Origin of the sequence: Cohnella ginsengisoli (genome assembly GCF_029525555.1) — a bacterium.
GTDB classification, from domain to species: domain Bacteria; phylum Bacillota; class Bacilli; order Paenibacillales; family Paenibacillaceae; genus Cohnella; species Cohnella ginsengisoli.
Genome location: NZ_JAPDHZ010000002.1, coordinates 2,088,735 through 2,112,461 on the forward strand (window position 1 = coordinate 2,088,735; position 23,727 = coordinate 2,112,461).

Annotated in this window: 21 protein-coding genes and 3 pseudogenes; 5 read left to right on the forward strand and 19 right to left on the reverse strand. The window is 61.1% G+C overall.

Annotation, left to right across the window (positions count from 1 at the left end):
* Window positions 1–21 precede the first annotated feature (21 nt).
* The 11 genes and pseudogenes from iolC to OMP38_RS09830 all read right to left on the reverse strand — a co-directional run bounded on the left by iolC (window position 22) and on the right by OMP38_RS09830 (window position 14,677).
* The gene (gene iolC / locus OMP38_RS09780) at window positions 22–1,062 is read right to left on the reverse strand and encodes a 5-dehydro-2-deoxygluconokinase (protein ID WP_277565223.1); all 1,041 of its coding nucleotides are present in this window, start codon (window positions 1,060–1,062) and stop codon (window positions 22–24) included.
* Window positions 1,040–1,969, reverse strand: a complete 930-nt coding sequence (gene iolE / locus OMP38_RS09785; RefSeq protein ID WP_277564904.1) for a myo-inosose-2 dehydratase — start codon at window positions 1,967–1,969, stop codon at window positions 1,040–1,042. The genes iolC and iolE overlap by 23 nt, the downstream gene beginning before the upstream one ends.
* Before the next feature lie 36 nt (window positions 1,970–2,005).
* Entirely contained in the window at window positions 2,006–3,850 is a 1,845-nt protein-coding gene (gene iolD, locus OMP38_RS09790; protein WP_277565224.1) for a 3D-(3,5/4)-trihydroxycyclohexane-1,2-dione acylhydrolase (decyclizing), read from the reverse strand.
* An 80-nt stretch (window positions 3,851–3,930) separates the two neighbouring features.
* The gene (locus OMP38_RS09795; protein WP_338130494.1) at window positions 3,931–5,106 is read right to left on the reverse strand and encodes a glycoside hydrolase family 88/105 protein; all 1,176 of its coding nucleotides are present in this window, start codon (window positions 5,104–5,106) and stop codon (window positions 3,931–3,933) included.
* A 196-nt stretch (window positions 5,107–5,302) separates the two neighbouring features.
* On the reverse strand, window positions 5,303–6,217 hold the full coding sequence (locus OMP38_RS09800; protein ID WP_277564905.1) for a hypothetical protein: 915 nt from the start codon (window positions 6,215–6,217) through the stop codon (window positions 5,303–5,305).
* A gap of 90 nt (window positions 6,218–6,307) precedes the next feature.
* A complete protein-coding gene (locus OMP38_RS09805) occupies window positions 6,308–8,056 on the reverse strand; it encodes a hypothetical protein (protein WP_338130450.1) in 1,749 nt (582 codons plus the stop codon).
* Window positions 8,053–9,048: a sugar phosphate isomerase/epimerase family protein gene (locus OMP38_RS09810; protein ID WP_277564906.1), complete on the reverse strand. Its 996-nt coding sequence runs from the start codon at window positions 9,046–9,048 to the stop codon at window positions 8,053–8,055. The genes OMP38_RS09805 and OMP38_RS09810 overlap by 4 nt, the downstream gene beginning before the upstream one ends.
* The gene (locus tag OMP38_RS09815) at window positions 9,045–9,917 is read right to left on the reverse strand and encodes a carbohydrate ABC transporter permease (RefSeq protein WP_277564907.1); all 873 of its coding nucleotides are present in this window, start codon (window positions 9,915–9,917) and stop codon (window positions 9,045–9,047) included. Before OMP38_RS09815 ends, OMP38_RS09810 begins: the two co-directional genes overlap by 4 nt.
* A gap of 26 nt (window positions 9,918–9,943) precedes the next feature.
* Window positions 9,944–10,846 (reverse strand): ABC transporter permease, encoded by a 903-nt coding sequence (locus tag OMP38_RS09820; protein WP_277564908.1) that lies wholly within the window; start codon window positions 10,844–10,846, stop codon window positions 9,944–9,946.
* Window positions 10,847–10,926: 80 nt separating this feature from the next.
* Window positions 10,927–12,571 (reverse strand): annotated as a pseudogene (locus OMP38_RS09825) (extracellular solute-binding protein).
* Window positions 12,572–13,048: 477 nt separating this feature from the next.
* A complete protein-coding gene (locus OMP38_RS09830; protein WP_277564909.1) occupies window positions 13,049–14,677 on the reverse strand; it encodes a helix-turn-helix domain-containing protein in 1,629 nt (542 codons plus the stop codon).
* On the opposite strand from OMP38_RS09830, the gene OMP38_RS09835 reads away from it, so the two are divergent.
* Window positions 14,667–15,272 (forward strand): hypothetical protein, encoded by a 606-nt coding sequence (locus OMP38_RS09835; protein ID WP_277564910.1) that lies wholly within the window; start codon window positions 14,667–14,669, stop codon window positions 15,270–15,272. The two genes, OMP38_RS09830 and OMP38_RS09835, sit on opposite strands and share 11 nt — an antisense overlap.
* Window positions 15,273–15,593: 321 nt before the next feature.
* Here OMP38_RS09835 and OMP38_RS09840 read toward each other — a convergent pair whose 3' ends face one another.
* From OMP38_RS09840 to OMP38_RS09855, 4 genes are all read right to left on the reverse strand, one after another.
* Window positions 15,594–16,100, reverse strand: a complete 507-nt coding sequence (locus tag OMP38_RS09840; protein ID WP_277564911.1) for a DinB family protein — start codon at window positions 16,098–16,100, stop codon at window positions 15,594–15,596.
* A 68-nt stretch (window positions 16,101–16,168) separates the two neighbouring features.
* The gene (locus OMP38_RS09845; RefSeq protein WP_277564912.1) at window positions 16,169–16,570 is read right to left on the reverse strand and encodes a hypothetical protein; all 402 of its coding nucleotides are present in this window, start codon (window positions 16,568–16,570) and stop codon (window positions 16,169–16,171) included.
* Window positions 16,567–16,848: a hypothetical protein gene (locus tag OMP38_RS09850; protein WP_338130495.1), complete on the reverse strand. Its 282-nt coding sequence runs from the start codon at window positions 16,846–16,848 to the stop codon at window positions 16,567–16,569. The genes OMP38_RS09845 and OMP38_RS09850 overlap by 4 nt, the downstream gene beginning before the upstream one ends.
* Before the next feature lie 4 nt (window positions 16,849–16,852).
* Window positions 16,853–17,113, reverse strand: coding sequence for a PadR family transcriptional regulator (locus OMP38_RS09855; protein WP_277564914.1), 261 nt, complete (start codon window positions 17,111–17,113; stop codon window positions 16,853–16,855).
* A 380-nt stretch (window positions 17,114–17,493) separates the two neighbouring features.
* Here OMP38_RS09855 and OMP38_RS09860 point away from each other — a divergent pair.
* Window positions 17,494–18,427 (forward strand): annotated as a pseudogene (locus OMP38_RS09860) (alpha/beta hydrolase family protein).
* 110 nt (window positions 18,428–18,537) lie between these two features.
* On the opposite strand, the gene OMP38_RS09865 reads toward OMP38_RS09860, so the two are convergent.
* Window positions 18,538–19,152: a TetR/AcrR family transcriptional regulator gene (locus OMP38_RS09865; RefSeq protein WP_277565227.1), complete on the reverse strand. Its 615-nt coding sequence runs from the start codon at window positions 19,150–19,152 to the stop codon at window positions 18,538–18,540.
* Between the two features lie 321 nt (window positions 19,153–19,473).
* Window positions 19,474–19,692 carry a hypothetical protein gene (locus tag OMP38_RS09870; RefSeq protein WP_277564915.1) on the reverse strand — a complete coding sequence of 73 codons (219 nt, stop codon included), beginning with the start codon at window positions 19,690–19,692 and terminating at the stop codon, window positions 19,474–19,476.
* A 932-nt stretch (window positions 19,693–20,624) separates the two neighbouring features.
* On the opposite strand from OMP38_RS09870, the gene OMP38_RS09875 reads away from it, so the two are divergent.
* On the forward strand, window positions 20,625–20,783 hold the full coding sequence (locus tag OMP38_RS09875) for a hypothetical protein (RefSeq protein WP_277564916.1): 159 nt from the start codon (window positions 20,625–20,627) through the stop codon (window positions 20,781–20,783).
* Here the strand turns inward: OMP38_RS09875 and OMP38_RS09880 are convergent.
* Complete coding sequence (locus OMP38_RS09880; protein WP_277564917.1) at window positions 20,780–21,148, reverse strand: VOC family protein; 369 nt, start codon at window positions 21,146–21,148, stop codon at window positions 20,780–20,782. The genes OMP38_RS09875 and OMP38_RS09880 overlap by 4 nt on opposite strands.
* Window positions 21,145–21,534, reverse strand: coding sequence for a MarR family winged helix-turn-helix transcriptional regulator (locus OMP38_RS09885; RefSeq protein WP_277564918.1), 390 nt, complete (start codon window positions 21,532–21,534; stop codon window positions 21,145–21,147). The genes OMP38_RS09880 and OMP38_RS09885 overlap by 4 nt, the downstream gene beginning before the upstream one ends.
* A 248-nt stretch (window positions 21,535–21,782) precedes the next feature.
* Between OMP38_RS09885 and yedE the strand changes: the two genes are divergently transcribed.
* Both yedE and yedF read left to right on the forward strand, forming a co-directional pair.
* Entirely contained in the window at window positions 21,783–23,009 is a 1,227-nt protein-coding gene (yedE, locus tag OMP38_RS09890) for a selenium metabolism membrane protein YedE/FdhT (protein WP_277564919.1), read from the forward strand.
* Window positions 22,981–23,227, forward strand: a pseudogene (yedF, locus tag OMP38_RS09895) (sulfurtransferase-like selenium metabolism protein YedF). The gene yedE and the pseudogene yedF overlap by 29 nt, the downstream one beginning before the upstream one ends.
* The last annotated feature ends 500 nt before the right edge of the window (window positions 23,228–23,727 follow it).

The following is a 23,727-nucleotide window of genomic DNA, read 5'->3' on the forward strand; positions in this document are numbered from 1 at the left end:
CATTCTGGTTGTTCTGGCAGACTAGCTGTTCGCGGTAATCTCGCCGCGGTTGCAGCGTTCGATATAATCGTGGACGGCGCCTGTCGTCGGCATCGCGTCCGAGCAGCTGTGGCTGGAGATGACGATGCAGGCCGCCGCGCTTCCGAACTCCATGCAGCGCTCGACTTCCCAGCCTTGCAGCAGGCCGTACAGGAAGCCCGCCGCATACGAATCGCCGGCGCCGAACGTCTTGACGACCTTCGCGGGGAAGCTGCGGGCCGTGTGCGAGGCCCCGTCCTTCGTATAGGCGACGGAGCCTTCCTTGCCGTGCTTGATGACGACGAGCTGCGCGCTGTACGCGAACCACTTGGATGCCGTGACGCGGTCGTCGCGTTCCGGATTGCGCTCGAACCGCTCCATCATGTCGAACTCCTCGCGCGTGCCGAGGATGATGTCGCACTTCTCGGCGGCAAGATTGTAGTAGACGGCCGTCTCCTGCTCCGAGCGCCACGTATAAGGCCGGTAGTCGAGATCGAACGCGATGACGGCGCCATGGCGCTTCGCGTAGTCGAGCGCGAGGAATACCGCCTCCCGCGACGGACTGGCCGCGAGCGCGGTTCCGGAGATGAGCAGCATCTTGGCGTCCGCGACGAGCGCCTCGCTCACCTCGTCCGGCGCCAGCAGCAGATCGGCGGCATTGTCGCGGTACATCAGGATGCTGCAATCGGTCGGGCTCTTGATCTCGGTAAACGCGAGCCCGGTCGTCGCGCCGGTGCGGTCGATCGATACGCTCGACGCGTCGATGCCTTCTTTGGCAAGATATTGCGCGATAAATCGGCCCATCTGGTCGTCCGCCACCTTGCCGATGAAGCCCGTGGCGAGGCCAAGCCGGGACATGCCGATGCAAATATTGGCCGGAGAGCCGCCTACGTATTTTGTAAACGTGAGCGTCTCCTCCATCGGCCGGTTAATCTCGTTGGCGTTCAAGTCGATGCACAGGCGGCCGATGGCCGCGAAGTCGGTCTTTTTTAGCCGCGTTAAACTCGATGATTCCCATCGTTTACGCCTCCCTTGTGTCGGCAGTCCCTTGAACCCGGTCCAGGATCGCGTCGAGATATACGATCGCCCTGTGCGCGTATTCGCGGGGCTGGTGGAGCGCCGGATCCTGCTCGCCCTCCAGCATCGCCCAGCCGTCGTAGCCGCGCGCCAGCAGCTCGCGCACGATCGGCTCGAAGTCGATGCAGCCGTCGCCGGGGACGGTGAACACCCCTTTGCGGATGCAGGTGACGAAGTCTACGCCTTCCGTCCGGGCTTCGGCGAGCACCTTCGGCCGAATGTCCTTCAGATGGATATAGGCGACTCTGTCGTAATGCTTGCGCAGCAGCGCCAGCGGATCGGAGCCGCCGTAAAAAGCGTGGCCCGTATCGTACAGCAGGTGAACGAGCGCAGGGTCGGTCCGGCGTAGCAGCTCGTCGATCTCTTCCGGCTGCTCGACGACCGTGCCGCCGTGATGGTGGTACGCCAGCTTCATGCCGAAACTACGCGCAATCTCTCCTGCTGCGTTCAGTCCCTTTGCGAGACTGTCCCAGCCCGCCTCGTCCAACCGCAGCACCGTTTTCTCCGCAGGCGTACGCCGGGGGTCGAAGTGCAGGGACCCTCCGACCTCGGCCGTGCTGATGACCGTGCTGCCGAACTCGGCCAGGAACGCCGCATGGCGGCGGTAATCCTCAAGCTCCCGTTCCAGGTAAGCCGGATCGGAGAACAGCACGGACTTCCACTGAGACACGAGCCGGATGCCCCGGGCATCGAGCTCCCGCTTCAGCACGGCCGGATCCTTGGGGAACTTGCGTCCCATCTCCGTCCCGGTCAGGCCGAGGGACGCGATATCGTCCGCGATCGTCTCGAAGGTCGTGTCCGCGCCGTGCTCCGCCACGTCTTCGCCCACCCAGTTGATCGGATGAATGCCTAGCTTAAACGGCCGATCTGCCATGCGGCTCACCTCTTCTTCTATAATTAAATAACGCTATTAGTAAGGCTTCGCTTCCTCGGTCCTCGCCGCCATCTCCCGCTGCGCCGCGACGACCTTCGGCGAGGCGGATACCTCCGGCACTTCGACGCGCCACCACGATTCGTAGCCGTCCGTGTTCGTGCCGGGCACGACCGGGATCTCGATCAGCGTGGTCTTCGTCTCCTGCTTGGCTTGCGCCAGCGCCTCGCGCAGCTCATCCGGCGTCCGTGCCGTATATGCGGCAGCGCCCAGGCTGCGCGCATGCGCCGCGAAGCCGATGGGCATCGGGCTGCCGGTCAAGCGGCCCGTATCGGCGCTGCGGTAGCGGAATTCGTTGCCGAAGCCGTCGCTGCCGTTCGCGCGCTGCAGGTTGTGAATGCACTGGAAGCCGTGATTGTCGAACAACAGGATCGTGATCTTGCGGCCTTCCTGCAGGCTCGTGACCAGCTCCGAATGCATCATGAGGTAGCTGCCGTCGCCCACGAACGCATACACTTCGCGCGCCGGCTCGGCCAGCGCGGCGCCGAACGCGCCGGCCACCTCGTAGCCCATGCAGGAAAACCCGTATTCCATGTGGTACGTCTTGGGCTGCGCGGGACGCCACAGGCGATGCAGGTCCCCGGGCAGGCTGCCCGCCGCGCAGACGACGACCGACGTCGGGTCGATCGTCTCCTGGATGACCCCGAGCGCCCGCGTCTGGGACAGACCGTCCGCATGCTCAGCCGCGAAGAGCCGGTCCACCTCGCGATCCCACTCGGCCTTCAGCGAAGCAAGCTCGCCCTCGGCGTACGCGCTGCGGTAGCCGGCCGCCTCCAATTCAGCTTGCAGGGCGGCGAGCCCCGCCTTCGCGTCCGCGACAAGCGCGGTCCCTTCCAGCTTCGCCGCGTCCGCGGCCTGCACGTTCAGGTTCACGAACTTCACGCCTTCGCTCCTGAACGCCCGCTTCGACGCCGTCGTGAAGTCCGAGTACCGCGTGCCGATCCCGATAATGAGATCCGCCTCCGCGGCGACCCGGTTGGCGGCCAGCGAGCCGGTCACGCCGATCGCGCCCAGGTTCAGCGGATGATCCCAAGGCAGCGCGCTCTTGCCCGCCTGCGTCTCCGCCACGGGCATGCCGAAGCGCTCCGCGAACGCCGCCAGCTCGGCCGTCGCGTCCGCGTACAGCACGCCGCCGCCCGCGATGACGAGCGGCCGCTTGGCGCCGGCGATCAGCCTCGTTGCCCGCTGGATAGCCGCTGCCGACGGCGGACGACGGTCGACGACATGCACGCGTTTCACGAAAAATTCGTCCGGATAGTCGTATGCCTCGGCCTGCACGTCCTGCGGCAGCGCCAGCGTCACCGCGCCCGTCTCGGCAGGATCGGTCAGCACGCGCATCGCCTGCAGCGACGCCGCCATCAGCTGTTCAGGCCGGACGATCCGGTCCCAATAACGGCTGACCGGCTTGAAGGCGTCCGCTGCGGAGATGTTGTAATCGGACGCCACTTCCAGCTGCTGCAGCACCGGATCGGGCTGGCGGCCGGCGAAGTTGTCGCCGGGCAGCAGCAGCACCGGAATCCGGTTGACCGTCGCGGTCGCGGCAGCCGTCACCATATTGAGCGCCCCCGGGCCGATGGACGACGTGCACGCCCAGATCTGCCGGCGGTTCTTCTGCTTCGCGTAGGCGGCGGCCGCGTGAACCATGCCCTGCTCGTTTTTGCCCTGCACGTAGACGAGCTCGCCCGCGCTGCGCTCCAGCGCCTCGCCGATGCCGGTCACGTTGCCGTGGCCGAAGATGCCCATCACGCCTTGCACGAACTTCGTCTCAAAGCCGTCTACCGATATATATTGGTTGTCCAGAAACTTCAGCAGCGCCTGGGCCATCGTTAATCGTAGGGTCACTTTACTCTCTCCTCTCGGCCGCTCGCCGGTCTCGCCGTTTCTGGGTCTGTTCGTCTTGTCGATCAAACGCCGCTTCGCGCCTGCACGGCCCCGGGCGTCCCCGACGAATCCCGCTCGCGCAGGAAGGTCTCGAGCCGGCAGATCTCCACGCCCGCCAGCATCATGATGCCCGTCCCATGGTTGTCGTTGACGACGGTGAGCAGATCGTATTTGTAGTAGTCCGCGGTAAAAGAATAGCGCGAGCCGCTGCACACGCCGTGCACGTTGCCTTGGCGATCGATCGCCTTCGCGGCGAGTCCCCGCCAGGCGCGCAGCGCGGCTTCGGTATAGCGCGCTGCGTCCTCGAGCCATCCGAAGCGCACGCCTCGCGCGAAGGCGTAGGCGAACATCGCCGTGCAGGAGGCCTCCTCGTACGCGTCCGGATCGGTCAGCACCTGGCGCCACAGGCCGGACTCGCCCTGCTGGGCCGCGATGCCCGCGCACAGCTCGCGGAAGAAGGCGAGCAGCGCCGGCCGGTCCGCATGCTCCGCAGGCAGCCGCTCCAGCAGCTCCGACAGCGAGAACAGCGTCCAGCCGTTGCCTCTGCCCCACGGGATGCGCGTCGCCTTGCCGTACTTGAAGTCGTAAACATGGCTCATGACGCCCCGGTCTTCCATGTACAGATACCGCCGGTAATGCAGGAACTGGCTTGCCGCGTCGTCCAGGTACTGCCGATTCCCGGTAATGCCCGCGTAGCGGCTCAGAAACGGCGCGCTCATGTACAGATCGTCCGCCCACATCGTGTCGGCCGAGTATTCGCCGACGCAGAGGCGATAATACGCGCCGTCGTCGCGCCGCTCCAGCCGGTTCGCGATGAAGTCCGCGATGCCCAGGTAATCCGCGTTGCCTTCGGACGGATATGCTTCCAACATCGCCGAGCCGAACGAGCCGCAATTGTCCAGCATTTTCATCAGCACGAGCTGGTGATTAATCGAAGGAAAGCCATAGGCAGCCTTGTCCCAAAGGGAGTATTCGTACCAGTCGGTGCAGCTGTCGATATGGGCGCGGGCATAGTCCCCGATCTCCGGACGACCGAGCTCGCGGGCGGTCTGCAGCAGGCCGTACATCGTCACGCCGAGCGGGTAGTCCCAGCGGCCGAAGTTGGTCGCCGCGCCCGCCGTCCAGCGGTTGCTCAGCATCGCGTTCTCATAATAGGGCCGCAGCTTAAAAGCCGGGCCGTCCAGCGCCCAGCCGGTCATGCCGCGGGCGCCCGCCGCGGCCGCGCCGTCGGCCAGCTTGAACAGCCGCTTGACCGATTGCACCGCTGCCGGCGCCTCGTCATGATCCGCCGGCAGCGGTCCCGCATACAGCCAGCCGCCGGCCAAGCCGTCGCCGTGAACCGGCGCCGGCAGCCCGAATGGCACCGGACCGCCGGATGCCGCGGACACGGCAAGTTCAAAGCCCCAGCCTTGCTCGCCCGTCTCCGCGCGGACCAGCACATGGCCCTCCGCGAACGCCAGCGGCAGCTCGCGCTTGAACGCGCCCGCCTCGGCCAGCTCGATGATCGGCTGCCCGTCCAGCCAGACGGTCAGCGGGCCGTACGCCCAGCCCCGCCAGGAGCTGGTCTCGCCTCGCGCGGTCAGCGGCAGCCTGCTCCAGGCATAGCCTGCGGCCGCACCCTCCGGCACGCCGAAGATGCGCTCGAAGTTCGGCCGCGCCGCCGCAGCTGCCGGCCACTCGCGCGCAGGCAGCCAGGCGATGCCCGTGTCCGTTTCCTTCCCGCCGAAGTCGGGGAACCCCGAGCCCTTCGCCATACAGAGCCTGCGGCAGCGCGCCGGAGTACGCCCAGCCCGCGGTCTCGCGGCGTTCGGCGAACGGCGCGAGCACCTGCAGAATACGCACCTTGCCTTCCTCCGCGCCGAACCGGCAGCCGAAACCCGCTTCCGTCTTGCGCATTTCAAGCAGGAGCGAATTCCAGCCCTTGCGCAGCAGGAGCGGGACGACGGCCTTGGCGTCCGGCTTCATCTCGTCGACCGCGCCGGAGCGGTACAGCAGCGTTTCGTTCAGGTAAAAACGAACCGGACTGAACGGCATGATCCCCGCGTCCAGCGAGCGCTCGTCATCGCTCCATACGAATCCGCACGCATAAGCGACCTCTCCGTGCCGCGCTTCCGGCAGCCGCCTGGCCAGGTCGAAGTCGTAATAGCCTTCATCGGTCTGGAGAATGCCGTCCGCAGAAAATGCGCGAAGCGCGAAGGGAATCTCGGGATTGGCGCCCAAGTAACGCCCGGCCACCGTGCCGAGGATGCCGGCGGCGTCCTCGCCCAGCCAATAGCCGATGCTCTCGCGCCGTTCGATATATTCGGTCATGGTTGATCACTCCAGGCTAAAAATGACAAAATGGCAAAAAGCAAAATGGCTCAAGGAAAAATAGCCAAAGGGCTAAAATCGCAATCCATCTTAAGCGCGCGGCAAGGTCCGGATGCGGATCCGCGTCTCGAACGGCGTGACGACGTTCAGCAGCAGCGTTTGGCAGTCGAAAGGCAGGTTCGCCTCGCGGACGAAGCCGGCCGTATGCGCATAGGCGCCGCCGCTCAGTTCAAGCGCGTCCCCGCCCGCTTCGTATCGCAACGTGCCGGACTTCCAGAACTGCTTGCCCGCGCCCGCGGGCGCCAGCTCGCCGCCGGACAGCTCGCCGTCCGCGGCCAGAATGACGGAGATCTGCGTCATCAATTCCTCCGGCTCGCTTGAACGGATGACGAGCTCCCAGCCGTCCGCCGCCTCGACGACGTCCACCGCTACGCGAAGCCGCTGTACATGCGTCTCTTCGCGCTGATGGTGAGGCAGCAGATACCACGGGCTCGTCGCCTCGGCCGCCGTCGACGGCAGGCGCTCGGCCGTCACCGGTCCGTAGTAGCCTTTGTGCTGCTCCCCTGCCAGGCGATATCCGCCCTCCGCTTCGACCAGGCTGTTCATCGGAACGAAGCCCGGCGCGAAGTAGGTCGCGACCTGGACGCCGAGCAGCCGCGCGGCGCCATGCCGCAAGGCGAAGAACGACGGCGTCTCCGCGCTGATCGTGACGCTCTCGTCCCCTTTGCGCACCCGGGCGACGGCGGCGCCGAAGTCGGGATGCAGCCGGCTGTGATAGATTCGGCCGTTATGACCCGCGCTCTCCATCGCCGCCAGGTATTGCTGCCGCGGGAAGTCCGCATGCAGCAGCTTGCGGTATTCGGTCGGCAGCTCGGCCGGCCGCACGGCCTGCTCCCGAAGCGACGGATCGAGCAGCAGCCGGACCGCGGCGTTCGTCGGGCAGCTGCCTGGATGCCGCAACTGTCCGTAAGCGAGATTGGCGGCCGCCTGGAACTCGGCATTCTCGTCGAGATGCGCCATCATGGCGTAGGGCAGATAATAGGAGGATAGGTCGTGCTTGTGTCCGAAATCCTGGCGGCCGGAGTAATCGGTCACGACGTCGCCGTTCGGATGAACGAGGTAGAGCATCATGCGGAGGTTGGCGCGGACGGGCGCGAGCAGCTCGGGCTTCCCGAACAGACGGGCCGCATGAACGAGCATAATGTCGCTCACCGCGTTGTAGATGCCGTTGCTCCGCTCGGTCCATTCGCCGTCCGGCGTGATGTCCATGCCCTCGGCGATCCACTGCTCCGCGCGCTGCAGCGTCTCCGGCGCGCCGAACAGCTCATGCAGGAAGCCAAGCGCGGCGCTGACGACCCAGCGGTGATTCGGCGTGTGGACGCCGCCCGTAACTAATGCCGGGATCGTCCGTTCGAGGAACAGGCGGACGTCGGCCGCCGCCTCGCGAAGCGGCGCCCAATCGTCCTGCGCGAGCAGCTGGTACACCTGCGCATAGCCGACGACGACGAACGCCGTATCCGGCGGCGAGTGAAAGTTGGTCCAGCCTGGCGAGATCGTGCCGTCCTCGTGCTGCGCGCCGACCATGTAGCGGGCGGCGAGCGCGAATCTAGCCGCCAGCTCCTCGTCCCGGTAATAGGGAGAGTCCGGATTGCACAGCGAAGCCGCCCAGATGGCCATCGTCATGGGCGTCCCGGTGGAGTGGTTCGGCGAAGCGAGGCCGTATTCGGCGCTCAGGATGCCGCCGTAGCTGCGGCTGTTTTCGTCCAGGTCCTGGCGGTCCATGCCCTCCCGCACCCAATTGTCGTTGATCTCGAATACGTTCCGATAGGCGTTTTTCACGCTTGAATCCCTCCGTCCGCCGCCGGCTCCGAACCGGGCGCTCCCTTTCGCGCCGACAGCTTTTGTTGCAGTATCCCGTGACTGCGGTGAATCGCCTCCGGCTCGCAGGCCGCTTTGAGCTCGTATACTTTAAGCGGGACGCGGCCGATCGCTTCGAGGAACAGGTCGAACGTCTCGTCGTCGCCGCTGTGGACGTACGGACACCAATGATCGGACAGGCCGATCGTCTCGTGGATGTGCAGCCCGCCGATATCGTCGATCAAGCCCGGCAGCTCGGCGGCATTGTCGTACAGCCCCATCCGCTCCATCATCATCCCGTGCCCGATGTCGAACCACAATTTAACCGGCGAGCCCTTGAGCTCGTCGATGATCCATCTGGCCTCGGCAAGCGTAGGGATCTGATTGCAGCGCGAGCGCGTCTCGATGCCGAGGATCAGGTCGTAGCCTCGTGCGGCCAAGGTCTCGGAAGCCTGCTCCAGACTGTCGCGGATGCGCGCGAGATACCCGCCGGCCAGCGCTTGCCGACGCTCCAGCATCTCGTCCCACAAGGTCCGGTACGCCTTCGCATCCGGTCCTTCTTCCCGATAGATCTCCTGCAGCTTGCGGCTGATATCGTAGGGAAACGGCACTTCGCCCGGATGGACGACGACGGCCTTCGCCCCGTACCGGTGCGCGTACTCGGCGGAGCGGACGAGCAGCTCGATCGCCCGTCCGCGTCTCTCCGCGTCCTCGAAGCCGAGCAGCACCGAGTCCGTGCCGTAATCCGGGTCCGCAACATGCGGAAACGTATTGTGCACGCTCGATACGCCGATTTCGCCCCGCTCGATCATCGGCTCGATCGTCGTCAACAGCTCTTCCGTGACGTTGTAATTGAGCTCCACTTGCCGGAAGCCGAGACTGCGAATCTCCTCGATCATGTCCCGGCCGGTCGCATGGCGCTTGATGTTCCAGCAGGTCGAGAACGAGTAGCCCGTTTTATCGATGCCGCTCATCCCTTGACCGCTCCGAGCATGACGCCGCTGACGAAGTAGCGCTGCAGCCACGGATAGACGATCAGGATCGGCACAGTGGCAAATATGACGCTCGCCGCCTTCAGGCTCTCAGGCGTCGCAGCGACGTTTCTGGGCCCTTCGTTTCGCGTCAGGTCCGAGACCATATTGTTCTGGACCAGTTGATAAAGCTTCAGCTGCAAGGGGTAGAGCTCGGTCTTGGTAATGTATAGCAGCGTATCCTGGAACCCGTTCCAACGCCCGACCGCATAGAAGAGGCTGAGCGTGGCCAGCACCGGCAGCGAGAGCGGAAGGATGATCTTGACAAGGCTGCCGATCAGGCTGGCGCCGTCGATCTCGGCGGCTTCGACGAGGCTCTTCGGAATGCCGTTGAAGAAAGAAATCAGAATAATCAGATAAAAGGGGCTGACTAATCCCGGAAGCACGAGCGCCCAGACTGTATTCAGCAAGTGAAGATTCTTGACCAGGATGTATTCGGGAATGATGCCGCCGCTGAAAAACATCGTGATCACGATGATCAGCATGAAAATCTTGCGGCCCTTCAGCTTCGTATGCGTCAGCGGATAGGCCGCCGCAATCGTCATCGCCATGCACAGCAAGGTGGAGAGCACGGTGAGGAAAACGGTGAAGCCGAGCGAGTGAATCATAGACATATCCGACAGCACGCTGCGGTAGGCGTGCAGGTCCAGCTCGACGGGCCACAGCGTGACTGCGCCCGACGTAACTGCGCGGTTGGAGCTGAGCGAGATCGCGATGATGTGGAAGAAGGGCGCCAAGCAGACCAGCACAAAAAGTGTAATTAAAATGACGTTGACCGTATCGAATATCCGATTGGACGTACGTTCGTTCACCGTTGACCACTCCTCTTAGCGGATGACTACAGGATACTTTCCTCCGTCAGTTTCTTGGATGCGAAGTTGGCGCCCAGCACGAATACGAGGCCGACCACCGCCTGGAACAAGCCGACGACCGTCGCCAGCGTATACTGGCCAGACTCAAGGCCCGTGCGGTAAACGTAGGTGCTGAGCACGTCGGAGAAGTCCATAACCATTTTGTTGCCGATGACGAACGGGCGGTCGAAGCCGATCGCGATCATATTGCCAAGATTGATGATCAGCAGCGTGGCGATCGTCGTCTTCAGTCCCGGCAGCGTGATATGCCAGATGCGCTTGAACCGTCCCGCGCCGTCCACCTCGGCCGCTTCGAACAGATCGCGGTTAATGCCGGTGAGCGCCGCCAGGTACAGAATCGTGCCCCAACCCGCGCTCTGCCACATGCCCGTCACCAGGTAAGTGCCGAGCCAGTAATGCTTGTTCGTCAGGAACGGCACGGCATCCATGCCGAGCGACTCGAGCAGATTGTTGATCAGACCGGACTGCGTACCGAACACCTGGTACACGATGCCGCCTATGATAACCCAGGATATAAAATGGGGAATGTACAAGATCGTTTGAGACAGCCGCTTGAACCATTGGAACTTGACCTCGAACAGCATGATCGCCAGTATGAGCGGTGCCGGGAACGAGACGATCAGGTCCAACACATTCAGCATGAGCGTATTGCGCAGCGTCTTCGTGAAGTCTTGGGAATGGAACACCTCGCGGAAGGCGTCGAGGCCGATCCATTTGCTGCCGTTAATGCCCTGGAAAAAGTTAAAGTCCTTAAACGCGATTTGAACGCCCCACATGGGACCGTATTTGAAAATGACGAAATAGGCGAGAGGCAGGACAAGCAAGGCGTATAACTGCCAATAACGGCGAATGTAAGTGGTTCCTCTCATCTTTATCACTCTCCTCTCCCTACGCGCGGGGTATGAAATGGCGGCTTCGCGGCCGCCATTTCTACCGCCTTACTCTGTCTTTATTTGGTCTTCATCGCTTGATAAGCCTTGGTGCGCTCGTCGAGAATCGCTTGGCCGCCGCTCTGCATGTAATCCTTAAGCGCAGCATCATAGGCGCTCTCGAACTTGTCCGGCTTGGCCGTCGCGGTCTTGACGATCATCTCGTCGTACTTGTCTTGCAGCGCCGTGCCGTACTTGCCTTCGGCTTCGATCGGCTTGTCGAACAGAACCGGCTTAAACGTGTCGGTTACCGAGATGTCCAGCGCCTTGCGAAGATCCGCCTGATTCTCTTGCGGGAAGCCTGCAACGAGCGCTTGCTTGTTCTTCTCGTCGTCGCCGGCGAATTTGCCGTTGGCAAGGATCGCGGTATCGCCGGAGGTGAACAGGCGGTCAAGAACGTTCTGCGGCGCGTCCGCCTTGGCGACCGGAATGCCGTTTTGCATCGTGTAGTTCTCGCCTTCGACGCCGTTCTGAAGCGCGACCATGTTGTCGGTCTGGCTCATCCAGTCGAGGTACTTGATCGCCTCGGCTACACGCTGGCTCGATTTCGGCACCATGATGTACATCGCGTTCGGCGCGTATTCCGGCTTCGCGTGCTTGCCTTCGGAATTGGTGAGCGCGTCGACCGGATCGATCTTGGCGCCCTGCACCGTCTTCTTCAGGTTGTCGTAGGAGCCGTTTGCGTAATACAAGTTATCAAAGTCGTCCGTGAAGTAGCCGACCAGGCCGTTCTGAACGTCTTGGGTCAGTTGCTTCTTGTCCTCGTCGAGACCGAAGTCCTTGCTGACGAGGCCTTCATTGTACAGCTTGTTCAGGAACTGCAGGGCGTCCTTGAAGCCGGGCAGCAGCGTCGGATAGTCGTTGGAGCCAAGCTTCTGCGTCAGCGTGTACTGCTGCTCTTCGTTGAGCGGCTTGATAAACGACCAGATGACCGGGTCGTATTGTCCAGGAGCGATCGTCATGCCGTACGGGATCACCTTGCCGCCCGTATTGCCCGGATCCTTTTCCTTAAACGCCTTCAGCACGTTGTACAGTTCATCGGTCGTCGTCGGCTCCTTCATGCCGAGCTTGTCAAGCCAATCCTTGCGGATAAAGCCGGAATATTTCCCGAGAATCGCCCGTTTTCCTGATATGGCATACTGCTTTCCGTCCACTTGGCCGTACTTCAGCGTGTCTTCGCCCAGGAACGTCTTCAGGTTCGGGCCGTATTGATTCAGCGCGTCCGTCAGGTCCGTCAGACCGCCCTGCGCCGCGTATCGATTGAAGGTGCCGGAATCGTACGTGAACACGATATCAGGCACGTCGCTGCCGCTGGCCATCAGCACGTTCAGCTTTTTTGATCTCCTCGGAGCGAGGCACCGGCACGAACTCCATCTTAATATTGTTCGGCGTGCCGAAGTTGTCTTGGATGTACTTGCTCAGGTAGTTGTCCGTGATCGTATAAGGACTTGGCGCATTGCCGCGGTCGAAGATTTCGACCTTAAGCGTGACCTGCTTGCCCGAGGCGGCAGGCGAGGATGCGGAGCCGGCCGAAGCCGATGATCCGCCGCTTGCGGCGTTCCCTGCATCCGAGTTCGAATTGGATGAACATGCGCTCAGCAGGCTCATGCTTGCGAGTACGGCTGCCAGCGACAGGCTTGCTGCCTTCGTCATCTTTGGTGCCATTGTCACAACCCCTTATCTTATGAATAGGTTCGCCCATCTTACCGCCGCTTGGGGGAGTCGCCATGAACGCTGCGTGCTCCGTCACTTGAAAGCGCTTCGATCGGGATGTCCCCAGTATGCCCTCGGTTTCGGCACGGGGACAATAAACTAAATTCGGGCGGCGCGAGACCGCTATTTACGGGCATTCCGCGGGGATGCTCCTCTCAAGGCGCACCGTTTTCCCGAACTAAACCGAATTCCGTTCCGCTCGTACGCACCGTTTGCCGCCGCGTACCGCGGCTTCGAACGTCATCGGATTCCGGAGGCATCACCGTAACGGAACATGCATCCCGAATTAAAAAAACGAAACGAGTGCGCCCCCATCCGGAAGCTCGCACCCATTTCGCAACCATAATCTTGAAGAGTAAACCGAATTCCCGAAGTAAACTTTAACGGAATTCGATGCTTATTTTCCTTGCTGCGCCGCGGCGGAAGCGGTCATTCGCCCGACGAACGGAGCTTCAGCTTGCGGTAGTCGCCTGGCGCGACGCCGTAGGTCCGCTTGAAGACGCGGCCGAAGGTGATCGAGTTCGCGTAACCGATTTGTAGGGCGATATCCTGAATCGGCAGCTTGGTCTCGAGCAGCAGCTTCTCGGCCCGCTCCATCCGCAGATGAACGAGAAAGTCGACGAATTTCATATCGAACTCCGTTTTGAACAAATAACTCGCGTACTTCCCGGAGATCTGGAAGCGGTCGCTCAGATGCTTGAGAGATAGGTCCGGATCCGAAAAATGCTCTTCGATGTAACTCTTCATCTCGTTAATCATCGCGCGGTACGTATTCGTCTTGCTGACGACGACGTAGGATCGGTACGTCTCGCTCAGGAACTCGCCGATGCCGGTCTGCAGCTCGTCGAGCGACCTCGATTCGTCCAGAATCCGCTGCCAGTCCTCTCCCTGGTCGCCGGATAAGCGAGATCTAAGCTCCTCGGAGAAGATGTCCAGCTCGTGTCCCAGCATCCGGAGCATCGTCTGCAGCAGAGAACGGATGGCGTCGTCCTTGAGCCTGTCCTTGCGGAAGCGTTCGAACATGTCCTGCAGACCGTCCCGCCAAGCCTCGTTGTTCATCCGGAAGTCCTTGACCAGCTCCGCGATCGTCCCGAGGTACGGCAGCATCGGACTCAGATCGCCGTTCGACATCTCCGCGCCGAATAATATGGTGCCCTGTCCGTGAGAAAGCTTATGCCTGAGCGCCTCGGTCGCCGCGCGGAACGAATGCTCGACCTCCTCCAGTCGCCCGACGGCCACGCCGATGCCGAAGCGAAGCGAGATGCGCAGCTTGTCCTCGACCCAGACGCGGCATTGATCGGAGATGCTCCGAAGATCCTCGGTGCTCCTCGCCTCTTCGCCTTCGGGCAGCGCGATCAGGACGGCGACGCGGTCGCCGGCGATCCACTCCGCCCAACCGTGCATATGCTCGCTCCGTGCCAGCTCCTGAAAGACGTTCATCAGCGCGAACTTCAGCACGTTCTGGTCCTTGACCGAGTATTGGCTCTGGAAAAGCGCATATTCGTCGATCTCCGCGACCGCTACCGCATAGCTTCCCGCCGGCGCATCGGGCGGCAGCGGGCTCAGCTTGCGCATCTTGTCGGCCAGATCGCCGCCGAGCTTGTGGCCGCCGACGAGGTCGACGAACAGCTGGCTGCGCTGGAGCAGCAGGTTTTCATGGTACTGCTTCTCGTAGTCCATGGACCTGGAGATCAGGCTGGTCAAGGCGTTGTCGATCATCGCCAGCTCGTCCCTCTTGGAGGGCGGCGCGTCGGTGCGAAGCTGGATCGATTGCAGCCGGTTCATGACCAGCTGGATCGGACGATAGTTTTTGCGCGTGATGTACACGATATAGACGACGGCAAGCAGCACCGTCAGAATGCCGATCGCGATCCACACGTAAGAAATGACCGATACCCATGCGTAAAGCTGGCCCGCAAGGATCCCGCTCTCGAACTCCCAGCCCAGCCGGTCCGAATGCAGCGTGGTCAGCACCTTGCCGCCCGACGAGGAGCCGCCTACGCCTTCGGCCTTGTGCGCTTCGAAGAACGGTTCGCCCGCTTCGTCCTTGATGATCAAAAAAGGAGATGCTGTCGTTGGTCATCGCATTCACGATCTGCTCGAGCGGATACATGCTGACGTTGATGACGAAGAGGCCCTGACTGCCGAAGGGAAGCGGCAGACGCTTGTACATGGAGATGACGCGCTGCGAGGCCGTGCTGCCTACGTCCCGCCACTCCCGGACTTGCGACCAGCCCCGGTACTGCGGATTCTGAAGCGCTTTTTCGATGAATGCGCGGTCCGGGTAGGCGGACAGCTCGTCTTTCCCACGCTCGGTCAGCACGGTCCGGTCGGCGTCCCGGTACATATAAACCGACGCGATCAGCTCGTTGTTCTCGTTCAGCGCGCGCAAGCGAGGCGCCAAGGAATAGACGAGATTCCCGTCGTCCGTCGGTCGGTTGAGATAAGACGCATAGCTCGCGTTCGTCTCGATTTCCTTCAAGACGCTCATTTCGATATCGTTAACGGTCCGCTCCACGTTTTCCATGATGAACCGGGTGGAGACGGCGTCCGCTTTGGCGGTTTCTTTACGGGAGATCTCGTTGACCATCAGAAACGAGAGAAATACGATGATCGTAATGGTGATCAGAAAGATGGGGAAGTAGGACAGTAGCAATCGTCGAAACCAGCTTTGCTGCAAGTGGCGTGCCCCTTTCGAATGCGGCGATCGGTTCGGAATCAGACGGGTTTCAAACGCTTTCACATCCCCCTATTGTACCATGACCGCGCGTTCGCGGAAACCGAACCGCCGCGTTCCCTCGCATTGGCAAAGGTGGAAAGGGCTATGCTCGTACTGCAGCTGGAGACGAAAGCGGAGATGGAGGAAGAGGCATAGAGATGGACGAAGGGGATAACGGCGGCTGTTACGGATGAACGAAAAAACGGAGCCTCTGCCGAGGTCTCCGTCATTTTGATTCGGGTGCGGCTGCTTTAATTAATGGCCTCGCGCGGCCCTGATCGCGGCGCCTTCTTCCTCGTTCGGGCCGTATACGCCCGGAGGAACCGCGTCGGCCTGCCGCATGAGGATGGTCATCTGACCGCGATGATGGATTTGATGGCGAACGACCAGCGTGACCACGCCGTCGTAAGTCATGTTCATCGCGCCGAACAGGAGCAGGCTCTCGGCTAGACGCGCATCCGTCCATTGCGCCTTGATCGCTTCGGCCACGGCGACGCTCATGCTGCGGTACGCGTCGACGATCTCCGCGGCGCTCGCCGGGACGGGCCGCTTGAAATCCGGACTTGCGATCTGAAGTCCGGCGCTTCCGAGGATGCCGACGGGCGCGCTCGCCACGTGCCAGGCCAGATCGCCAAGCGTCCGGGGACGGGTATCGGACACGGCTTGCTTCAGCGAAGCATCGGTCATCGCCTCGAGCACTTTAAGCGTCAAGGCCGCTTCCTGGTTCCAGTCGTTCACGACTTGTTCGATCGATTGATACATCCTATTCATCGCTCCTCTGCCTAGGTAGATATGCATCAAGCATAACATCGCGCGCGACTTGGGACAAATTAGGAGCCGCCCCACACCGCGACGATCAAGCAGCAGAAGAAGGCGACGCCGGCCGCAGGCGTCATGACGGCTTTTTCTTGCTTGCTCTTCGAAGCGAGATTGCCAAGCGTATTCAGTCCGAAGAACGCGGTAAGCGTCCAAATGAGGATGATGGCGCCGTGGCCGGTACGCGTGGGGATCACGTCCGAATACGTCAGCAACATTAACGCGATCAAAATCAGCATGACGGCCGAGGGCAAGCTCGCCCATCTGACGCGCGGCGGCAGCACGCCCGTATACTTGCCTCCCCAGCTATAGGCGCCCAGCGGCAAACCCGCCAGGAGAAGCACGTGAAATACCGCGATCAGTACCGCGACAACCGCGCCGATGATGGCCGCAGCCTGGACGACCGATTCGTTCATGCGAGTCCCTCCTCCTCCTTCATTTCCCGCAGCAACGATTGGAACCAGGACAGCATCGAGCGGTGAAAATGAAGCCCGAGCTCCAGCGTCCTGAACTGATACTTCGCGATCGCCGTCAAGGCATCAGGCACCGGGAAGCTGCCGGCTGCGATGCCCGCGGCTTCGAAGTCGCGAAGCCCCGCCTCCAGCGTGCCGATCACGGCCTCGACGACGCGGACCCGGTCCTCGGCAGCGAGCAGTCCGAGGAAGAAGAGCCTGGTCGTGACCTCCTTGTCCAGCTGCTTAAGGGGGGACGTCCGCCTTCATCCAGTCCAGGAAATGGCGCTTGCCTTCGTCCGATATGGCGTAGACGAGCTTCCTTCTGCCGCCTTGCACGACCTCCTGCCGGTCCGCATGACCGCCGCTCTCCAGCTTCTTTAACGCGGCTTGTATGCTGCCCAGGCTCGCGCTATAGAACGGGGACACTTTCCGCTCGAGAATCGATTTGATCTCGTACTGCGTTAGATCGCGGAGCAGGAGCAAGCCTAAGATGACGAATTCCACGGCACGCCGCCTCCGATCTGGCGATTTGATGGCTCCAGTATAATATACCTATTAGGTATATGGCAATAAAGAAAGCAGCTTGTAGCCTCGGCGGCTCCGGTGAGTGCGAGATAGCCGGTTTTTTCGGTTAACGGTGGCCTTGGCGGTTCGGGTAATCGCCGAGCTTCATAAGGAAAGCAACGCATCCACATGGAGGGCATACGCCAGGTGGAGCCAACCCGTAATAATAAAAAGCTAATAAACTGATGATTTTCAAAAACCATTGCAAACGGAATGATGTTCCGCTTATAATGGGAACGTCGTTCCGTTTAAGCTCATCTTTAGCAAAACGATGGCTGAGTTAGCCATAAATCTTTGAAGAAGGGAAGGAACAATTAATTATGGAATTCAAGTTTAGCGAACCCTCTCCAGTCATCTCGGTGAAGCCGATCGTGTTATCCGCCCCGGGCCGCGGTGAGGATCTGCGAGTGAGAGTATCCGCGCCGACGAGCGGTCGTGATTTACCTATCATTGTTTTCTCACACGGATCCGGTTCGTCGTTGGAGGGCTACGGCCCCTTGGTCGACTTCTGGGCCGCACACGGCTTCGTGGTCATACAACCCACCCATCTCGACTCGAGGACAGTGGGCCTTCCTAAGGACGATCCGCGCATACCACGGATCTGGCGTTTCCGAGTCGAAGACATGAAGCTCGTCCTCGATCAGCTAGAGTTCCTGGAATCTGCCGTTCCCGGCCTCAACGGACGTCTTGACCGAAGCCGTATCGCTACAGCCGGACACTCCTTCGGCGGCCAAACGGCGGGCAATCTTTTTGGGCTTGCGCGTCTTCAACCCGGAGACCAAGAAGGAAGAGGATCTGTCCGACTCGCGCATCAAAGCGGGCGTGCTATTGGCTACGGCCGGGCAAGGCGGGGACAGCTTGACACCGTTCGCGGCCGAGAACATGCCGCACCTGAACGTGAGCTTCGCGCACATGACCACGCCCAGCCTGGTGGTCGCCGGGGATCAGGACAATATCCCGCAAAAGTATCAGTTGACCGTCCGAGGGCCGGAATGGATGACCGACCCCTATTTCTTTAGCCCGGGAGCCGAGAGCTTGCTTACCCTCTTTGGCGCAGAACACTTGCTTGGCGGAATCTCGGGTTACGAGGTGAAGGAAACAACAGATGAAAACCCGGAACGTGTCGCTTTGATCCAGCAGGTCACCTGGGCGTACCTTCGCCATGCACTCGGGATTGAGCACGTCAGCTGGTCGGTAGTGCAAAAGACGATGTCGGAGCTTGCCCACCCCATTGGTCGAATTGAATACAAATAAGCGCTAAGAAATGCACAGTGCGCCCCCTCACCGGCGTCGAGCCGTGAGGGAGCGCACTGTGCATTTCTGATCGATTAGCCGGAGAAATCCTCCGTCCACTTGACGAGGCCCTAGCGTTTCGCGCGGTAGCGCAATCCATCTACGAGCAGTGCAACAATATGTCGTGCATGCACAGTATCTCCGTCATGTACCGCTGTACAGAGGCTCGCGACCGCCCACAGCAATTCGTCTGGCTCGACATCGGCACGCACCTCTCCGGCAGCTGTCGCTGTTTCAAGCAAGGACTTTAGCGCCGGACTGAGTTCCTTTACAAAGCAGACAGGCAAAGTCTCGTATGCCGGATCGTTTGAATGTAGAGCCGCCGCAAGTCCGCGTTTAGTTGCTATGAAGTCCAAGTAACGTTGCATCCATCGCTCAAGCGCCTCAACGGGTTCGTAATTAGCGGCCAAATCTCCCGCAGCATATGCGCAAGCATCGATCTCCTGACGGAAGACAGCCTCGATCAAATCCGAGCGCTGCGGAAAATGGCGGTAAACAGTGCCGACGCCGACACCGGCCTTCTCCGCAATCTCACGAACCGGAGCGTCTACTCCCGAAGTCTCGAACACCGTCATCGCCGACTGGAGCAAAGCATTAATGTTGCGCTTGGCGTCCGCGCGCACGAATCTAACCTTGGGATCGCGAGGCTCTGCGCCATCACTGCGGTCTTCTATATTGTCGTTCATCAAGTTATATCCCCCAAATATTAGCGGAATTCATCCATGACCACATACCCGAATAATTCTATTATCAATATCTATATGATACAACCATAGATTCCGATTTACATTTGGCGTGTAAGTAGGTTGGTTTTAACCCTGTTTTCCGAATCCCCTTATTAAATAGTTTCCTCCTTCAAAGTATCATAGCCATGCATCCCGCGTTTCTTACGAATTGCGGACTTTGCAAGGTTTGCTGGCTTGGGCACTCCATGCCGTTAACCTTTTGTCCCGGCATCTCGTCCAATGAATATACCGACTGAACGGAGGCGAACGGACCATGACGTTCTATCGTAAAACCGCGACAGCGGGCTTGGCCGCGGCGATCGCGCTTGCACTTGCGGGATGCGGCGCTGCGCCGGAGACGGCACGCACTTCAAGCGCTCCTTCAGCGACTGCCGTGACGGCGCCTGCATTGACGCCAACTTCGACGGCGGAAGCTAGCGCGACGACAGCGTTCGCATCAAGCGCAGCTTCCGTTTTAAGCCCAGAGGCCTCTTCGGCCAAGCCGCCAGTTCCGGCGAACGGCGCAAATCCCGATCAGGCGCCCCTCCATTGGGAGCGGCTGCCTCCGCCTCCGCCGGCGGCGCGCATCGCGAAGTGGCCGGCGGCCGACACGAGGACGATCCGTACCTACCCGGTTCCCGGATACGAAGGACAGCAGATCGTCGTCTACGCCAAGGACGGCGATACCGAAGCGCTGTACGCGGCGCTCTCCATCGACGGCGAAGCGTACGCCCTCGGCCCGATCGCAGGTTACCTGTACGACAGAGCGGAGGACCTGACGGTCGAGACAGCCGCCGGCTTGTTCGGAGACAAGGGAACGACGGTGAAACTAACCGGAAGCACCGGGGCGGCCGCGGCGACCACGCGCTATGTCGGGTTCGAGGACGGCGTTCCCGTGCCGCTGTTGTCGGTCGATACCGGCCTCGTCCGGCAGGTCGACCTGGACTTTGACGGGAAGCCTGAGATCGCCGCGTCCGGCGGAATGCCGATGTCGACACGCGTATACCGCTGGAGCGGCGACCATGCCGAGACATGCGACCTGAACGCCGCCCTCGGTGCCGAATCGGTCGCCTTCAGTCCCGAACTCGCGATCGAAGCGACCTACGGAAGCGAGGATGCGGTGCGCCTGTATTGGTTTTCGCCGGCGCGTCTCTCGCTCTTCGCCCAATATTCGAGAGAGGAATACGCGTCCGATACGTTCGTTCGCATTCCTTATGAGGACCAAGAGCTAAACGACATAAAAAAAAGCCGCGGACGACATCGGTATCGCCGAGCCGTACGCAGCCGTCAAAGGGATCGCGACCGACTATGGCCTGCAGATCTCCATCGAAGACGAGGATATTCTGAACATTGGCTACCCGCACTTCTCCGTCCGGCAATCCAAGCGCGACCTGCGGCCGAAGTCCGGCGCGACGCTCGTCAGGCAAGTCGAGTTGCAGAACGGCCCGGCCTATTGGATCGAGACCGCAGGTACGGCCGCCTGGTACCTGCAGCGCGGCGACACTTATCTGTCGGTCGGCACCGCCAAGCCGTTCGGCCCCGAACAGCTGCTGTTCGTCGTCGCGTCGCTCGTCCCTCTGGACGATATTTAATCGCGATAATAAGACAACACCCAGCACACGCCATTGCGGTCGGTCACGATGGCCAGCAGCCCGTTGAACGGCGCTTCGTACGCTGCCGCAACGATCGTACCGCCGGCCCCCAGTCCCTCGTAGACGCTTCGGAACGCGTCCTCGGTGTCGAGCTTCAAGAAGACTCTGACGTAGTCGCCCTTCTGCAAGGGCTTCGCGGCTTGCGTATCGGCAAACTTCAGCGTCGCGCCATCCACGTGCAGATCCGCGTTAAGCACCGCATCTCCCTGCTTGCGCAAAATCTCGATGTCGCCGCCGAAGATCGTCCGGTAATATTCAATCTCGTCCTTGCAATGGTCCAACACGATAAAAGGGGTCGCGATCATTCCTGCATCTCCTCCGGTTCGGTTAAATTGCGGAGCACGATCTTCAGCGATTCAAGGAACGAATCGTAAGCTTCGTCCGATAGTCCCTTCCGCGTCCGAGCCTTCATGCGGGCCAGCGCTTCCCTTACCTTGGGCACGACCTGCCGCCCCGCTTCGGACAGCTCGAGCAGCTGGTACCGGTTGTCGGCGGGATCGGGTTCCCTTCGTACGTAACCCTCCATTTCAAGCTTCGCGATCGCCTTGGCCGTCGTCGTCTTGTCGACGAGCAGCCGTTCGCTCAGCGCCTTCTGGGTGACAGATCTCCCGGACGCGATCGCCATCAGGAAAATGTACTGGCCGCTCCCGATACGGTAAGGCGCCAGCTCCGCGGCGATCGCCACCTGCATGTGACGATATATGGCCGATATATACTGGCCGTGCGATTCGGCGACAGCTTCGCCGCCTGGCCTCTGCTCGCTCAGTCTCCTCTCCCCCTTAGATATAATGTTATTGCAACTAATTACAGAATACTCGATATAGGATGCTATTGCAACTAATTTTGCCCAAAATTATCCTGTATTTCATCGACCACGCCACGCACGAATTATAGTAAAATGGTGGGCGGAAGCAAGGACACAAAGGAAAGGACAGATCGATGAAAACCCTACATGCCAGGCTGTTCCAAAATTACTGGAGCCCTTATCTCGTCATGGCGCTGGCCGGATTGCTCAGCGCGCTTTACTTCGGCATCACGGGTACCGTATGGGCTGTGACCGGCGAATTCACCCGACTCGCGGGCCATGCGATGGCGCTGTTCGGGGCGGACGTCTCGTCCTGGGGCTACTTCAAGCTGATCGGCATGAAGGGCACGACCTTCACCCGGACGGACGGCTGGATCGTCTGGGGCATGTTCGCCGGCGCGCTTATCATGGTGCTGCTGAACAATAACTTTAAGATTCGTGCGCCGAGGCAAAAAAGGCGCTGGGCGCAAGGCTTCGCCGGCGGTATCGTCGCCGGCTTCGGCGCGCGGCTGGCGCTGGGCTGCAACCTCGCAGCCTTCTTCACCGGCGTGCCTCAATTTTCGCTGCATGCCTGGATCTTCATGGTCGCGACGGCGGGCGGCACCTTCCTCGGCGCGAAGCTGGTCGCCGCCGCCTGGTGGAAGGGCAAGCCGGTCGTCATCAAGGGCGCCTTCGTCCGGAAAGCCGCGAAGCCCTCGACCGTCCAGCCGGCGCTCGGCGTCGTCGCTGCCGTCGCTTATGCAGGACTCGTCGCGTACCTGTTCGCGAGCGGCCACCGGATGCTCGGCGTCGCCGCGTTGTTCGGCGCGCTGTTCGGCATCCTGATCGAGCGCGGCCAGATCTGCTTCACCTCGGCGTTCCGCGACCTGTGGATCAGCGGTCGCGCCACGATGACCAAGGCCATCATCGCCGGCATGGCCGTCAGCTCGGTCGCCACGCTCGCGGTCATCCTGATAGGCGGGATGGAGCCGATCACCAAGATCGCCGCGCTCAGCACGCTCGTCGGCGGACTGCTGTTCGGCATCGGCATCGTCATGGCCGGCGGCTGCGAGACCGGCATGATGTACCGCCTGATGGAGGGCCAGATCGTATTCCTGCCCGTGTTCATCGGCAACGTGATCGGCGCCGGCGCGCTGGCCTACGCTTGGGATCATATGGGCGTCTACGACACGCTCGTCAAGAGCGGCTCCAAGATCAATCTGATCGACGAGCTGGGATCCGGCGGCGCGCTCGCAGCTACTTTGATCGTCTTGGCGGTCGGCTTTGCCGTCGCCGCTTACTGGCAGAAGCATTACCGCTTCAAAAACGGTTTCAAGAAAGGAGAGCCCGCCCATGCCGCAAAATCAACCGCCGTCCGTTGACTTCACGCTTGACGTCCGCGGCGAATCTTGCCCTTATCCGGTGATCTATACGCTCGAGACGCTGCTGCAGCTCCAAAAAAGGACAGCTGCTGCAGGTCGTGGCCGACTGCCCTGCCTCGCTGCGCAACGTTCCGGAGGAGGTCGTCAAGCACGGCTATGTCCTGGAGCGCGAGCCCGAGAAAGACGGCCGCGAGCTGTATTTTTATATTCGGGCGTAACGCGGCACAGTAGCTCTCCAAAGTCGCAGCAAGCCGAAATAGCCAAACGGGACGAAGCAGATCATGACCTGCTTCGTCCCGTTGGCGTTTGCAGCGTATGCAAGCTTGCACTACGGTTATGGAGCGCTCGTATTTGGCATCCGCTTGCGATAAGCACGCCCTGCAATCGCGCGCCCGTCGCCCTCACGGTGATTGGAATAGCGCGAAAATGCGCTATTCTCGCATGCACGCCCTGCAATCGCGCGCCCGTCGCTCTCGCGGTACACGGAATAGCGCAAAAATGCGCTATTCTCGTACGCACGCCCTGCAATCGCGCGCCCGTCGCTCTCGCGGTACACGGAATAGCGCAAAAATGCGCTATTCTCGCATGCACGCCCTGCAATCGCGCGCCTGTCGCTCTCGCGGTACACGGAATAGCGCGAAAATGCGCTATTCTCGTACGCACGCCCTGCAATCGTGCGCCTGTCGCTCTCGCGGTACACGGAATAGCGCAAAAATGC